The sequence below is a fragment of the Photobacterium kasasachensis genome (genome assembly GCF_050336885.1).
GTDB lineage: Bacteria > Pseudomonadota > Gammaproteobacteria > Enterobacterales > Vibrionaceae > Photobacterium > Photobacterium kasasachensis.
In genome coordinates this window covers 207,329-222,492 of the sequence record NZ_JAKJSH010000007.1, presented here as the reverse complement: position 1 = coordinate 222,492, position 15,164 = coordinate 207,329, and the positions used below count along the sequence as shown (strand labels likewise).

The window sequence follows — 15,164 nt, the reverse complement described above, 5'->3', positions numbered from 1 at the left end:
CTGCAACATGACGACGAACAACACCGTACCTGCGAATAACACAACGACCGCAAATAAAACAATCACCCATATTCTTGGTTACCCACGAGTAGGCAGCCAGCGTGAACTCAAGTTTGCCCAGGAAAAATACTGGCGAGGTGAAATCGACCAGAAAGAGCTTAAAGAGGTAGGTAGCTTGCTGCGTCATCGCCACTGGGGTGATCAGGTCGGTGCCGGTCTTGACTATGTATCGGTCGGGGACTTTGCCTGGTATGACCATGTGTTGAGTACCAGCATGTTGCTTGGCCACATTCCTAAGCGTCACAATACTGGCTTCCCTGATCTCGATACCTTATTTCGGGTAGCGCGAGGCAAGGCGCCGACAGGCTGTGCTTGCGCAGCGTCAGACATGACAAAGTGGTTTAACACTAATTATCATTACATCGTTCCAGAGTTCAGCGCCGATGATCAGTTCAATGTCAGCTGGCAGCAGCTGTTCGAAGAAGTAGCAGAGGCCAAGAAGGCCGGCCATGACGTCAAGCCGGTGTTGCTTGGTCCGGTGTCCTACTTGTGGCTGGGTAAAGAAAAAGAGCTAGATTTCGATCGTTTGTCGCTATTGCCTCGACTGCTGACTGCCTATCAACAGATCCTTGGTAAGCTGGCAGGACTTGGGGTGGAGTGGGTTCAGATTGACGAGCCGGTGTTGACCCTGGAGTTGCCAAAAGAGTGGGCGGATTCCTTTAAGCTGGCTTATCAAGTGTTAAATGGCAGTACCAAGCTGTTGCTGACCACGTATTTTGACAACATTACCCACCACCTGGACAAAATAGTTGCGTTGAATGTCGACGGCTTGCACATTGATTTATCAGCGTCACCGGAACAGCTAGGTGAAGTGGTCGCCGCTTTGCCACAAGGCTGGGTACTGTCGGCGGGGGTAATTAACGGCCGGAATGTATGGCGAGCTGATTTGGCTCAGCTACTGTCAGTCTTGCAGCCAGTTAAAGAGCAGCTAGGCTCGCGCCTGTGGCTGGCAAGCTCTTGTTCTCTATTGCATAGCCCTATTGACCTTGACCTGGAAACAGAGCTTAAACCCGAGGTACGACAGTGGCTCTCATTTGCCAAGCAGAAGTGTCGCGAGGTGACATTGCTTGCACAGGCACTTGACGGTAGCAAGCTGGCTCAACAGGAATGCCTCCAATACAGTGCGCCAATTAAGGCCCGTGCAACCAGTCAGCTGGTAAACAATGCAGAGGTGCGTCAGCGCACTGCGGCAATCACGCCGGCACTGGCTGAGAGAAAGGCTCCTTATGCTGAGAGGGCCAGACAGCAGCGAACGGCGCTTAACTTACCATTATTACCAACCACAACGATTGGCTCGTTTCCACAGACGAATGAGATCCGTACCCAGCGACGTGACTTTAAAGCCGGGCGACTAACGGAAGCCGAATACAATACTGCACTGAAAGGGCATATTGCGGATGCAATTGAGCGCCAACAAAAGCTCGATCTTGATGTGTTGGTGCACGGTGAAGCCGAGCGTAATGATATGGTGGAGTATTTTGCCGAGCTGCTGGAAGGCTTTGCTGTTACGCGTTTTGGTTGGGTACAAAGCTACGGTTCCCGCTGTGTTAAACCAGCCGTTATTGTTTCAGATATCTACCGTGCCAAACCGATGACGGTAGACTGGACGTGTTATGCCCAATCGCTGACAAACAAACTGGTGAAGGGCATGCTTACCGGACCGGTAACAATCCTTGGCTGGACTTTCCCGCGTGAAGACTTGACGCGGGAAGAAGTGGCCAACCAGATAGCCCTGGCATTGCGCGACGAAGTGGCTGATCTGCAGTCTTCAGGCATTAAGGTGATTCAGATTGATGAGCCGGCGATCCGTGAGGGCTTGCCGTTAAAAGCCTCGCAATGGCAGGCATACCTGGATTGGGCGGTGAACGCATTCAAAATCTCTGCTGCCAGCGCGGAGCCGCAAACTCAGATCCACACTCATATGTGTTACAGCGAATTCAACGACATTATTAAGTCTGTGGCAGCGTTGGACGCCGATGTGATCACTATCGAAACGTCTCGTTCAGATATGGAGCTACTGAAGGCCTTTGAGGAGTTTGACTATCCGAATGAGATTGGCCCGGGCGTCTATGATATCCATTCACCTAATATTCCGGAGGTCGAACACATTACCCAGTTGGTTGAAAAAGCGGAAACGCTCATTCCTGCAGAACGACTGTGGATTAACCCGGACTGCGGTCTGAAAACCCGTAACTGGGAGGAGACAGAAGCTGCACTACGTAACTTGGTGGCAGCAGCCAAAGCATTGCGTGAGCAGTGGCAGGCGAAAGCGGTGTAGCGAAAGTGGGCCGCATAATATAGCTTGGTCGTATGATAAATAAAAAGAGCGCATTTGCGCTCTTTTTGCTAACTGCACCAGTCCCGCTGTAGTGGCGGCTCGAGGATTATTGTGTTTCAGTACGCTTGAATGTCAGCGTGTGGTCGGCATTGGTCAACGTTAGTTCACTGCCTGTAATGCTGGCCTCACTCCACTCCATCAGGGTAGTACTCATGATTCGTTCCATTTCCATGGCTGGTTCTGGACAGGCCATCATGGTCATTCCCATTTTCTCGACACGCAGCTTACCTTCTTTCAGCTCTGCCTGACCGAAGTAGCGGTTACAGCCAGAGTGACCGTTGGCTGCCAGATCTGTGCTTAGTTCAAGGTTTGGTGCTTTAAATGGTTCCGGCAAATCAATGGCTTTGTTATCGACCTTGGTTAATACCCAGTTGTGGGTGGCCAGATCGGACTCGGCGATGACATGTGTACTGCTGCTGTTGTTGGCCGCGCAGGCCGCTAGAATAACTGGTAACGCTAGAATGGCTAGAAAACGCTTTCTCATAATATGATTCCCGGAGTTTAATTTTTATACTGCGTTCATTCGAACATAAGCTTCCTGAATATTAGTTTAATCGCTTACATTATCAATTGTACGCCGTTTCTTATTGATATGACTCGACTATAAACCAAGAGTTCAATCTCGTGAACACATCGCAACATGTATTGGTAGAAATAACAGTGGAATGTGAGTATCTATAATTTATAGCTAATAGTTTGCCAAAGGTAATCTTGTTTTCTGTTAGGTGGATGTCATTTTTATCCCATAAAATAGGGGGATAAGATAGCACTTTGCAGTGACTATTAATCCGGCAAATGTGTAGCACGGTAATGTATTAATCTTTTTTATTGTCGACCATATGAAGATGCACATCTTGCTGCGGGAATGGGATGGACAATCCTTCTTTGTCAAAGCGAATCTTCACTTCTCGGGTAATGTCCCAGTACACATCCCAGTAATCTTCTGTTTTTACCCAGGGGCGAACAATGAAATCGACCGATGAAGTATTGAGGGTATGAAGCTTTATCGTTTTTTCTGGGGATCTCAGTATCGCCGGGTGTGCGTCAACAATATCGTTCAGTACTTGTTCGGCGTGCTCGACACTGTCGCTATAACCAATGCCGAATACCATGTCGACACGGCGGACGCGCTCATGGGTGACATTCTTTATAGTGTCTCCCCAAATTTTGCTGTTGGGCACAATCATTATCTGGTTGTCAAAGGTCTTGATGGTGGTACTGACCAGACTCATGTGACTGACTTTGCCGGATACGCCGCCAGCCTCGACAAAATCTCCGACATCAAATGGGCGATAGATTAGCAGCATCATGCCGGATGCAAAGTTCGACAGGGTATCCTGGAGGGCAAAGCCGACGATAACACCGGCAACACCGAAACCGGTCAGTATGGGAGCCAGATTGAGGCCAATTTGCGACAGGGCGATCAACAGGCCGATGATGAAGACACCCTTGCCGCTCATCGAGATAAAGAAGTCCTGCATTAACTGGGACATGCGCAGATTAGGTGAGGATACCGCCCGGGTGACCATTCTTCGTGTGAGATTTTTTAAGATCCTGAAGATAAAAATAATAAAGGCAAAAATAACCAGCTTGAACAAGACCTGAGGGGTATTGTCGACCAGCCATTGGCCGATACCCTTTACCCAGCTGGAAAATAAGGAAATGAGGACTTTGGGCTTTAGCAAATCATCGGTCAGGTTTCCGGTTACCTCAAAAATTTGCTGGGTATATTGAGTGGTGTCTATCTCCATTTCGTCGGCCAGTTCGACGAGAAATCTGAGGTTGTCAATATCGCTGGCGACACTTCTCTGAGCCAAAAGGTGTTCAAGCTGGACAGAGGGCTTCTCACCTTCAGAGGCTGTTTTTAGCTGTTTGAGCAACAGGGCTTCTTGCTGGCTATTGAAGGAGAGTGAGGCTGACATGAATTCAAGCCGGTGGCTGATGTCTTCGGTGAGAGCGTCAGCACTGTTGGGATTCGGAGAGCCAAGTAATTCAAGCCATTCGTAGTTTATCCATTGCTCAGCCAGCAACCGTGTATAGAAGCGGCGGGCATCATCGAGGTTTTTTTGTACGGATAACTTATCTTCCTGTGCTGCCTCGTCGAGCTTCACTTCTTCTGTAGTTATTTTACCTTCAAGAAACTCAGAGGCCTGAGAGATGAAAATGACCTGTTGATTGACGTATTTTAGCAGTATCGGAACGGTTTCATCTGTGCGGTTGTCGATTAAGCTTTTAATTATTCTGCGCAGTTCGTCATTTTTGTTGAGCAGCTGCATTTCGACGACACTTCTTGCCGAACCACTTTTGGTAAGAGATTCCTGATGGAGTGCGGCGATCTCTTGTTCGAGTGATGCCAGTTGTTGTGTTTGTTCGTCATGTTGTTCTGCCACCACGACAGAGGAGATGAATAACAAGATGATCATCAGTATGCGCATCTTACAGCTCACTCTTGCTAACTGATTTATAAAACAGGTTAATCAGGCCAATAGTTGAAGCTGTTGGGCCATGATACCCAGTATCAGATTATGTATTGTTGAAATAAAAATCGGTGCCGGGGAGAAGTGCCAACACCAGTCCGGCATGTCATTCCCACGATAATGATAACCGTCATAGGCTGGTGGCGGAGGCTCAATATGTAGATTAGGGCGTTATAATGGCCTAAACACATCAAAAACAGTCAATACTGACGACTTTGAAACAGTGTTTTTATCTTAGGGATGCGGTTTGGGGGTATTGTCAGCAGAGGGCCAAATGATTTGAATAAAAAAGCCCATAACACTTGCATGAATCAGCAAGGGCTATGGGCAAAGTAGCGAGGAGCAAAAGCGTGTGTTAAATGAACACACAAGTTAGTACTCTTTGTTATGTTCTTTTTATTAGGCGGTAACTGGAGCCTCCTGGGCAAAGGCCGGTTGTTCGGTTTTAGTTGGAATACGGAAAATCAACGTATAACTAACCGGCAAGACGATCAGTGTCAGCACGGTGGCAAAGCCAAGACCAAAGATGATAGTGACTGCCATTGCCACAAAGAACGGGTCAAACAGCAGCGGGATCATACCTAGCATAGTGGTAATTGCTGCCATGCCGACCGGTCTGACACGGCTGACGGAAGAATCAAATACGGCGTCATATGGCGCCATGCCTGATTTGATCTCGGCGTTAATTTGGTCGACCAGAACAATGCCGTTTTTGATGATCATACCGCTAAGGCTAAGCATACCGAGGATCGCCATGAAGCTTAGTGGCGCATCAAGCAGCAGCAGGCCGGATGCAATACCAATAATCGCAAGGGGGACGTTGAACCAGATCACCAGTGGCTGCCTGACTGAGTTGAACAGGACAACAGTGATCAGGAACATCGCGAGGTAGCCTAGTGGCAGGGAGCTAAAGATACTTGCCTGCGCATCACGTGAGGTCTCGTACTCGCCACCCCATTCAAATGAATATCCGTCCGGCAGTTCAATCGCCTCGACTTTGTCGCGTATCTTGCGATGGACTGAGTCGGCTGTTTCGCCGCTGCCAAGTACCGGATCAGCAAACACGGTAAGCATACGCTTTCGGTCACGACGCATGATAATAGGGTTTTCCCATTCGGTATCGAAAGAGGAAACCAACTGTGTCACAGGGACAAACGTGTTGTTCTCGCCACTCCAGACCTGCAGTTTAAGCAAGCTGTTTGCATCAAGGCGTTCCTGCTCCGGCGCTCGGGCCATGATCGGCATCAGGTGTGACTGCTCTCGATAGGTACCGATAGCTTTGCCGCTGAAGTTGATCAGCAGGGCGGTATCAAGATCCTGTTTGCTGATACCGACCTCGCGAGACTGGGCCAGATTCAGCTGAGGACGAACTACTGTTACCTGATTTCGCCAGCTGTGACGGATATTCTCGGCCATTGGCTCAGCCAGAAAGATTTGCTCGGCCTGATGGGCAAGCTGTCGCAGCACCAGAGGATCTTCACCATAGAAACGCGCTTCAATTTTAGCCGCCGGTGAAGGGCCGTTTTCCAGCAGTTTTACCCTGAATTCCGCTTCTGGGTAGCTCTCACGCAAGTGGGCTGTCAGTTGCGGCATATTTGCACTCTGTGTTTCCAGGCTATCCATTTCAATGATGAGCTGGGCGTAGGCGTCGTAGCCTTTCTCCGGAACATAAGGCAATACAAAGCGCTGTGCACCCTGGCCGATAACCGATGTAAGGTTTACCAGTCCGACCTTGTTTTCTTTCTCGTAGCCCAGAATCTCTTGTTCAACGTTAGAAACAAACTTTTCTGTTCCACGAATATCTGTGCCTTCCGGCAGCCAGATATCAACAAAGAAGATTGGTGTGTTCGATGGCGGGAAGAATACATTCTTCACATGTCCCATTCCGATAACAGCGGCAACCAGCATAGCGATGACCAGAGCAAGCGTAACAACACGGAATCGCATTGCTGTCGTTAGCAGGCCACGGTACAGGTTAAAGAACCAACCTCGATACAGCTCTTGTGGCTCGTCGCTGACTTCTCCGTCCTTAAACAGAAGGTGACAGAAGAAGGGAGTGATGGTGATAGCCGTGATCCAGCTGATAAACAAAGAGATCAGCAATACCTGAAACAGAGACGCACAGAATTCACCTGTCGCATCCTGAGACAAGCCAATAGGGGCAAAAGCAATAATGGCGATGATTGTTGCGCCGAGGAGCGGCCATTGGGTTTGCTTGACAACTTGACCGGCAGCCTCGAAGCGTGTCTGGCCTCGCTGGATACCAATCAGGATCCCTTCGGTCACAACAATCGCATTATCCACCAGCATGCCGAGCGCGATAATCAAGGCTCCCAGTGAGATGATTTGTAGCTGGATACCGAGGACATTCATCACGATGAAGGTGCCCAGTATCGTCAGCAACAGGACAACACCCATCAGCAGGCCCGAGCGCACGCCCATAAAGACCAGCAATACGACGATAACAATGGCAACAGACTCGGCCAGGTTAATCAAAAAGCCGGTAACAGAGACCTCAACGATGGAACCTTGGTCGTAAACTGTATTTAGGTCCATACCTACCGGTAGCTGTGATTCTAACTCGGTAATTTTCGCCGATACGGCTTTGGATACATCGACAACATTGACACCTGTGGTGAACGAAATACCCAATGACAACGCGTCCTGCCCCATGTTGTGGTATAGCAGGGTAGGGGTTTCTGTCGTTGTCTTATATACCTTGGCAATGTCACCCAGATAAACCAGATCGCCACTGCTTGGTGGGCTGACCAAAAGACGGTTCATTTCGCTGACGTCATCGAACTCACCGGTTGGGTGGATACGAATTCGCCCGTCACCAATTCGAATTTTACCTGCATTGGAGACCACGTTCTGGTTTTGGATCTGGCTGTAGATATAGTTCTGGTCAAGGCCAAGCGCAGATAGTTTCTGCTGGCTGATCTCGACGACGATTTGCTCCTCTGGCGCACCGACGACTGAGACTTTCTTGACACCGTCGATAAGCACCAGCTCACGACGAAGGTAGTTGGCATAGTTCTCCAGCTCGCGATAGCTGTACCCTTCACCGCGAATATTAACCAAGATGCCAAACACGTCAGAGAAATCATCAATGATCTGTGGCTGCAGAGTGCCCGGAGGCAAATCGGCAACTGCGTCATTCACCTTGCGACGCAGTTCATCCCACACTTGCGGCAGGGCATTGGCGTCGTACTCGTCTTTCATCTCGACTTCGATCTGTGAAAGACCGGCGTTGTTGATCGAGGTGATATGCTTGATTTGCGGCATTTGCTGGATGGCATCTTCCAGCGGCAGTGTGACTTCCTCTTCGACTTGTTCTGGTGAGGCGCCCGGGTAAGGGGTGATTACCAGCGCATTTTTGATAGTGAACTCTGGAAATTCCAGCTGGCCGAGGCCGGTGAAGGAAATTGCTCCGCCGATTAACATTAGCAGAACGAACATCCAGCTTATGACTTTGTTTCTAATACTATAGTGTGCAACATTCATCAATTAAACGCCTCGTTCCCAACGAAGAGGTTTAACTTCCATGTTGGATTTCACTGCAGCAGCACCGACGGCAACCACCTGGTCACCTAGTTTCAGGCCAGACAGGATTTCAATTCCGTTTGCTCGTACTTGTCCGAGAATGACCTCTACAGATTCAAGTGTTTTGTTACCGGACTGATAGCGCCATACATTGGTTTCACCGGTATCGTCGCTACGAACGATGGCGGTTAAAGGAAGTACGGTAATGACCTGACCGGAAGTGTTCACCGCAGACATATCTAGCAGCAGCTCGGCGCTCATTCCCGGCAGAATGTTCAGGTTATCTGGCGGTGTCAGGCTAAACACAACCTCGTAGGTCTGGCTGCCCGGGCTAACAGTGCTGGCGTGCTCTTTGTATTGCACCGGGTAGGTACCCTGCTGGCCAGCCGAGGTTAGGGTAGGTGTAAAGCCCTTTTCCAGTGCCAGAGTCTTAGGAGCATGAAAGCGCACAGTTGGCTTGAATGCTTCGTCGAATGAAACATCTTTTAGCGTCAGTAACAGGGATTCAGGAACTTGGATCTTTACATCTATCTGATTATTTCCCTGAAGCGTCAAAACGACCTGGGTCGCTTGGATCATTTGGTGGTTGTCCAGGTTTACCTTGGCAACGGTACCGGAAAACGGTGCTTCCAATCGGGTATAGGCCAACTGGTCACGAGCAGAATATAGCGAGGCCTTGGCAGATTTCAACGTGGCCCTGGCGGTGTCGAACTCAGCTTTTGAAATCAGCTTACGCTTATAGAGTTCTTCTTTTCGTTTGAAATCAACAGCTGCTAGGTCGTGGTTGGCTTCGGCGTTCAGTAAGGCGTTCTTGGCATCGCGATCATCTAACTGTGCGAGCAGTTGTCCTTTCGTGACATGCTGGCCTTCTATTAACCCAAGCTTTACCAATTCGCCATTGATGCGAAAAGCCAGATCAGCTTGCTGACTTGCTGCGATTTTTGCGGGGAAGACACGTATTTGATGAGAAGTACTGTCGTTGACGGTCATGAGCTTGACTGGGCGGATAACGGCCGATTGCTGGATTGCGCTTTCAGCTTCATCACAGCCAGTTAGTACAACTGACATCATAACGGCAAGCAGGCTAAGTAATGCCGGTTTCATGGTGGTATTTCCTATTGTTATAACTTGCGGAAAACTATAACCTTTGAATGGGTTGCGAAAAACCAAACATTTTGGAAAGAGTAGTTCTGTTTTTTGCAACAAATAATGGCAGTAATTGGCTTTACAATAACTGCAGACTGTGAACAAACGGGTGAGAAATGAAGACCGAAGATATTAAGTTATTTCATCAAATTGTCGATGCGGGAAGCCTGATTCGCGCTGCTGAAATCTTTGATTTGCCGAAGTCGAATCTCAGCCGGCGAGTGAAGGCGCTGGAAGAGGAACTGCAGGTCCAACTCTTTCACCGTCACAACCGTTCTATGCAGTTAACCGAAGCCGGTGAGACATTTTATGAACGCACCAAAGCTCTCATTAGCGATTTTGAGCTGTGTATTCAGGAGGTTACGGCACCAACGTACGAACTGTCGGGGCATTTGCGGGTTCAGGTTTTGCCGTTGCCCGGGGTTATTGATATAGGGCGAGCAATATTTAAGTTTATGGATTTATACCCGAAGGTGACGGTCGAAATTATTACCAGCTCGATAGAAACGGATCTAATTGAAAATCATATTGATGTTGCCTTACGTATCGGCGATAAGTTAGAGGATTCAACTTTAATTGCCCGTCCGTTTATGTCAGCATCATTTGGCTATTATGCTACTGAAAAGTATATCGAGGCCAATGGCATGCCTCAAACACCTGAAGATATGGCTAACCATAATATGATCCGTTTTCGTTATCCTAATGGTCACTTGTATAACAAAATGCCCCTGGGACAAGATAAGGTCATCGAGGGAGCTGGAAATCTGATCATGAATAGTGCGCCGCTGATGATGGAGGCCTGCTTGCAACACCGCGGGATCATTTTTATACCGGAGACCTTGGCTGATTTTTATATCGAGAGAGGCATGCTGGTAAGGCTATTTGAAGATATTGAGCCATCAATGAGTTATGGTTGGCTGGTTTATCCTTCCCGAAAATACCTGTCGGTAACGGTACGCACTTTTATCGACTATATGATGACCGAAGCAGAGAATTTAGGGGTTTGTCAAAACATCGAAGGTGATATTCGTGGGATGTCGATTTGAGCACTTAACCTGGTGGGCCTTTCCTTGGCAGGTACTGACTGTAAATAGCATGCTATTACATGGGGGAGGTGTCAGTGTCCTTAAAATTCTTACATGAAAGTTCGTCATGTTCGTTGATTAGACTGTGAGTGTTATATTTTTCTAAAAACTTTCTTCTAGTGTTTTTTAATATATCCCTAGATTTTGAATTAATATTCCGTTTAATTAACACTGAGTCTTTATTCATATTTTAAATATTTTACCGCAGTCTTTGCATCTAAATATCGAACTATAAAATAAGCGTTGCCAAAAAGTACGTTTGACCCTTTCTTTGTGAATACAACTGCAATTTGTCATCTTGGAAACTGTTTTTCTGTAAATCAGGTGCAGAATGATACATAAAGTCCCCTTAATGCTCAACAAGTTTAATATGCCAAATGTGACAAGTAAACATGATGATTTTATTAAGTAACATTGATGTGGCTGAACGAAGAAAATAAAATATAAAACAGCATTCACATGCGCGAGTGATATAATTTAAGATATTGTTTTGGCGTGATGATAAATGGGTAGCCCACGGCCATGCAAATAAAACATTCAAATAAAGCAAGCAATCGTTTTCTATTTCCTGAGTTTATATTATCGGTCGGAAATATTAACCGAAATGACTCTGTTCTGCTTTTGTGAATCCGCTCTATAAAAAAAGCCCCCTTACAAGAAGGGGGCAATAAGTACCATCGCTTTTTATTATTCGCTTACATAGCCTGCGAGCTGAGGAAGTAATGTTGTGTTGGCTCGCTTAGCCGAAGTCACCATTTACGTAGCCACGGGTGCGATCATCACGCGGGCTGTTAAACAGTGCATGTGTTTCATCATGCTCTACCAGCTCGCCCATCAGGAAGAAGGCTGTGCGGTCAGAGATACGTCTTGCCTGCTGCATTGAGTGAGTAACAATGACAATGGTGAAGTCTTTCTTCAGAGACTCCATCAGATCTTCGATTTTCTTGGTTGCAATGGGATCCAGTGCCGAAGTCGGTTCATCCATCAGGATTACTTCTGGCTCCATGGCAATGGTACGGGCAATACACAGGCGTTGCTGCTGTCCGCCTGAGAGGCCGAAAGCGTGTGACTTCAGGCGATCTTTAACTTCGTCCCACAGAGCAGCACCACGCAGTGATCTTTCGACGACTTCATCAAGGCGTTTCTTGTCAGTGATACCCTGGGCACGTAGACCGTAGGCAACGTTCTCATAGATACTCATCGGGAATGGGTTTGGCTTCTGGAATACCATCCCCACCTTGATACGCAGCTGCGCGACATCAATGTTGCCGTAGACATCTTCGTTATCCATGGTCAGCTGACCATCAATCTTGACACCTTCAATAAGGTCATTCATACGGTTCAGGCAGCGAAGCAGTGTAGACTTGCCGCAGCCTGACGGGCCGATGAGCGCCGTTACCTGACGGTTAGGGATTGGCAGGCAGATTTTTTTCAGTGCCTGGTTTTCGCCGTAGTATAGATCTAGGTTTTCGATGCTGAATTTATTCATGGTTCTCTTCCTCAAAATTAGTAAGTCGCAGTGTTGAATCGGCTAGCAATCAATTTCGTAATCATGTTAATCACAAGAACAATCACAATCAGGACGGTGGCGGTTGCATACGCCTGGTTCCATTCATGAATGGTGTAGAGTTCCTGTGTTAGCTTGTACAGGTGAACGGTTAACGTACGGCCAGAGTCAAGCATGCTCTCCGGGATACGCGCTACCATACCTGCTGTCATGAATACCGGTGCAGATTCACCGATGACACGACCAACGCTGAGGATGATGGAGGTTACGATACCAGGCATTGCGCTTGGCAGAATAAGTCTCCAGATGGTGTAGATTTTGGATGCCCCCAAACCGTACGAGCCTTCGCGGTAGGTTTGTGGTACAGCCATCAATGCTTCTTCCGTAGTACGGATAATGACCGGAAGAATCAAAATACTTAGGGTTAGGGCGCCAGACAGAATCGAGTAACCAAAGCCAAGTACAACCACGAAGAAGGTCATACCGAACAGGCCGTAGATAATCGACGGGATACCGGCCAGTGATTCGGTACAGAAGCGGATCACCTTAACTAACTTGCTGCCGACCTTGGCATATTCTGTCAGGTAGATGGCAGTCATGATCCCTAGTGGGGCGGCAACGGCAATTGACGCGGCAACCATGTAGAGGGTTGAGACAATCATTGGCCAGATACCTGACTCTTGGCCGATTGTGGTGTAGTTACTGGTAATGAAGGTCCAGTCTACGTGTGACAGACCGTTACTTAAGATGTACCAGACAACCCACAGAAGGAAACCGACAGTGATAGAGGCAGAGAGCCAGATAACACCCAGTGCGATTTTGTCTTTAAACTGCTGCTTGGCAGCATTGGTTGATTGTAATGACATAGTGATTACCTCGCACGCTCACGGTTTAGATAAAGAAGCGCGGCATTAAGCATCATGATGAAAACCAGCAAGACAATACCTGTAGCGTACAGTGCACTTGCGTGAATACCAGTTGCGTAAGACATTTCGATAGCGATGTTGGCTGTCAAAGTACGCGCTGAGTCCAGTAGGCCTTCCGGCATCGCAGGTGAGTTACCCATTACCATAATGATGGCCATGGTTTCGCCGAGAGCACGGGCAACCCCCAGAATGACACCGGTCATGATGCCTGAACGAGCGGCAGGCACGAGGAGTTTAAAAATAGTAAACATATGAGATGCACCCAGTGCCAAAGAACCTTCTTTGTACGTACGAGGTACAGCTCGAATCGAGGTTTCGGATACGGTAATAACGGTTGGCAGAATCATTACTGCCAGAACAATGATACCGGCCAGTACTGTGTTACCTGCAGGTACCTGGAAAATATCCTGAATGAGCGGCACGATGATGACCAAGCCAAAGAAACCGTATACCACAGAAGGGATACCAGCCAGTAGTTCAATCATCGGGCGGATAATATCTGCCAGGCGCTTAGGTGCAACCTCGGCAATGAAAATAGCGGTAAGTACACCGATTGGCACACCCAATACAACCGCACCTGCAGTGGATACGATAGAGGCAACAATCATCGGTGCGATACCGTATAGAGCCGGTGGCAGCCAGTCGGTACCTAATACGATGCCAGTAACACCAGAGTGCTCAAACGCGGCGTAACCTTCACGGAAGATAAAGTAGCCAATCGTAATGAGAGACAAGATACCTAGCGCGGCACTTCCCAAAAATAAGTACTTAAAGAACACTTCACGCCAATCAATTTTATCTTTGGCTTTTAGTGAAGACCCTTTAGTAGGATTTTCTATATTATTTGCGATGGTCATAATGCTTACTCCAGATATTGATCAAGCAAAGGGCTTATTCAAATACCGAGGAATCAATAAAGACCGGCCACCGCCACGAAGACGCTGACCGGGAAAGTTGTGTTCAGCTGTTACTTAACAGAGATGAAACCTTTATCAGCAACGATTTTCTGAGCTTCGGTGCCTTTGACCCAAGTCAGGAAGTCCAGTGCTGCTTTAGATGGACGGCCATCTTTATAAACAACCAGGAATGGACGCTGTACGCCGTATTCACCAGATTTTATTGCCTCAACAGAAGGCTTGTGGTTGTCGATAGCCAGCGGCTTAACCGAGCCGTCTACTGAACCAAGAGAGATGTAACCGATAGCAAACGGGTTGTTGGCTACGATTGTTTTTAGCTGGCCGTTGCCGCTGGCAACCTGCGCACGCTGAGAGATAGCAGAAACTTTGATACCGTTAATTTTCTTCTTCAGTTTCATGATGTCTTCGAAGGCACCACGAGTACCAGAGGCTGTGTCACGTGTTGCAACGACGATTGGCTTATTTTCGCCGCCAACCTGGTTCCAGTTAGTGATTTCGCCTTTGTAGATTTTAGATACTTCTTCTTTCGTCAGGTCTGCGACTGGGTTGTTGTTGTGAACGACAACAGCGATACCGTCACGAGCAATAACGATTTCTTTGATATTGTCAGCTTTCTCTGATGACTTAAGGTTGCGAGAACTCATACCTAGGTCAGAAGAACCATCGTGTGCTGCTCGAACACCGGCAGAAGAGCCCGGGCCCTGAACCTCGATGGTGACATCATTGGATTTTGCATAGGTTTCACCAAGTACTTCCATGATTGGTGATACGGAGCTTGAGCCTACAACAGAAACAGTCTCATTTGCTACCGCAGTGTTGAATACCATTGAACCTGCTAGGGCTAGTGCACCAATAACCTGTGTTTTCATTTTCCTAATCCTTAAAAAGCTTGGCCTTATTGCCAATAGGTTTGAATGAACGAAGCAAAGATTAGGAGAGTAATATGACAATCATGTTTCAAAAGTTTGAACACTCTATGACGTTAGTCATAAATGCTTAATAGGTATCTGAGAAATAACGAGAGGTTTTTGTTTATTACGCTTCCATACGATTATTTAATGGAAACATCAAATTGCATGCGCGTGGTTGCATTGGTTTTGTTGTTTTTTGTGACGCAGCTCTATCTTTTTGAGGGTTTTCGGGTGATAATGCCGCCATTATTTTG

General features: G+C 47.6%; 10 protein-coding genes. 2 read left to right on the top strand and 8 right to left on the bottom strand.

Annotated elements, in window-relative coordinates:
- Nucleotides 1–7: 7 nt before the first annotated feature.
- Nucleotides 8–2,338: a 5-methyltetrahydropteroyltriglutamate--homocysteine S-methyltransferase gene (gene metE / locus L4D19_RS10815; RefSeq protein ID WP_428452472.1), complete on the top strand. Its 2,331-nt coding sequence runs from the start codon at nt 8–10 to the stop codon at nt 2,336–2,338.
- 106 nt (nt 2,339–2,444) lie between these two features.
- Here metE and L4D19_RS10810 read toward each other — a convergent pair whose 3' ends face one another.
- The 4 genes from L4D19_RS10810 to L4D19_RS10795 all read right to left on the bottom strand — a co-directional run bounded on the left by L4D19_RS10810 (nt 2,445) and on the right by L4D19_RS10795 (nt 9,522).
- Nucleotides 2,445–2,882, bottom strand: coding sequence for an META domain-containing protein (locus tag L4D19_RS10810; RefSeq protein WP_428452471.1), 438 nt, complete (start codon nt 2,880–2,882; stop codon nt 2,445–2,447).
- 331 nt (nt 2,883–3,213) lie between these two features.
- Nucleotides 3,214–4,833 (bottom strand): mechanosensitive ion channel domain-containing protein, encoded by a 1,620-nt coding sequence (locus L4D19_RS10805; RefSeq protein ID WP_428452470.1) that lies wholly within the window; start codon nt 4,831–4,833, stop codon nt 3,214–3,216.
- Nucleotides 4,834–5,274: 441 nt separating this feature from the next.
- Nucleotides 5,275–8,379, bottom strand: a complete 3,105-nt coding sequence (locus tag L4D19_RS10800) for an efflux RND transporter permease subunit (RefSeq protein ID WP_428452469.1) — start codon at nt 8,377–8,379, stop codon at nt 5,275–5,277.
- Nucleotides 8,380–8,382: 3 nt separating this feature from the next.
- Nucleotides 8,383–9,522 (bottom strand): efflux RND transporter periplasmic adaptor subunit, encoded by a 1,140-nt coding sequence (locus L4D19_RS10795; RefSeq protein WP_428452468.1) that lies wholly within the window; start codon nt 9,520–9,522, stop codon nt 8,383–8,385.
- A 158-nt stretch (nt 9,523–9,680) separates the two neighbouring features.
- Between L4D19_RS10795 and L4D19_RS10790 the strand changes: the two genes are divergently transcribed.
- Nucleotides 9,681–10,610, top strand: coding sequence for a LysR family transcriptional regulator (locus L4D19_RS10790; RefSeq protein ID WP_428452467.1), 930 nt, complete (start codon nt 9,681–9,683; stop codon nt 10,608–10,610).
- Nucleotides 10,611–11,388: 778 nt separating this feature from the next.
- Here the strand turns inward: L4D19_RS10790 and pstB are convergent.
- From pstB to L4D19_RS10770, 4 genes are all read right to left on the bottom strand, one after another.
- The gene (gene pstB / locus L4D19_RS10785; protein ID WP_428452466.1) at nt 11,389–12,138 is read right to left on the bottom strand and encodes a phosphate ABC transporter ATP-binding protein PstB; all 750 of its coding nucleotides are present in this window, start codon (nt 12,136–12,138) and stop codon (nt 11,389–11,391) included.
- Nucleotides 12,139–12,155: 17 nt separating this feature from the next.
- The gene (gene pstA, locus L4D19_RS10780; protein ID WP_428452465.1) at nt 12,156–13,022 is read right to left on the bottom strand and encodes a phosphate ABC transporter permease PstA; all 867 of its coding nucleotides are present in this window, start codon (nt 13,020–13,022) and stop codon (nt 12,156–12,158) included.
- A 5-nt stretch (nt 13,023–13,027) separates the two neighbouring features.
- Nucleotides 13,028–13,939, bottom strand: coding sequence for a phosphate ABC transporter permease subunit PstC (pstC, locus tag L4D19_RS10775; RefSeq protein WP_160657374.1), 912 nt, complete (start codon nt 13,937–13,939; stop codon nt 13,028–13,030).
- Between the two features lie 110 nt (nt 13,940–14,049).
- Nucleotides 14,050–14,868, bottom strand: a complete 819-nt coding sequence (locus L4D19_RS10770; RefSeq protein ID WP_428452464.1) for a phosphate ABC transporter substrate-binding protein — start codon at nt 14,866–14,868, stop codon at nt 14,050–14,052.
- Nucleotides 14,869–15,164 lie beyond the last annotated feature (296 nt).

Excerpts from the sequence above, each read along its gene's own strand:
- L4D19_RS10810 (WP_428452471.1), bottom strand. The coding sequence starts at position 2,882 with ATGAGAAAGCGTTTTCTAGCCATTCTAGCGTTACCAGTTATTCTAGCG.
- L4D19_RS10790 (WP_428452467.1), top strand. The coding sequence starts at position 9,681 with ATGAAGACCGAAGATATTAAGTTATTTCATCAAATTGTCGATGCGGGA.
- pstC (WP_160657374.1), bottom strand. The coding sequence starts at position 13,939 with ATGACCATCGCAAATAATATAGAAAATCCTACTAAAGGGTCTTCACTA.
- pstB (WP_428452466.1), bottom strand. The coding sequence starts at position 12,138 with ATGAATAAATTCAGCATCGAAAACCTAGATCTATACTACGGCGAAAAC.
- metE (WP_428452472.1), top strand. The coding sequence starts at position 8 with ATGACGACGAACAACACCGTACCTGCGAATAACACAACGACCGCAAAT.
- L4D19_RS10770 (WP_428452464.1), bottom strand. The coding sequence starts at position 14,868 with ATGAAAACACAGGTTATTGGTGCACTAGCCCTAGCAGGTTCAATGGTA.
- pstA (WP_428452465.1), bottom strand. The coding sequence starts at position 13,022 with ATGTCATTACAATCAACCAATGCTGCCAAGCAGCAGTTTAAAGACAAA.
- L4D19_RS10805 (WP_428452470.1), bottom strand. The coding sequence starts at position 4,833 with ATGCGCATACTGATGATCATCTTGTTATTCATCTCCTCTGTCGTGGTG.
- L4D19_RS10800 (WP_428452469.1), bottom strand. The coding sequence starts at position 8,379 with ATGAATGTTGCACACTATAGTATTAGAAACAAAGTCATAAGCTGGATG.
- L4D19_RS10795 (WP_428452468.1), bottom strand. The coding sequence starts at position 9,522 with ATGAAACCGGCATTACTTAGCCTGCTTGCCGTTATGATGTCAGTTGTA.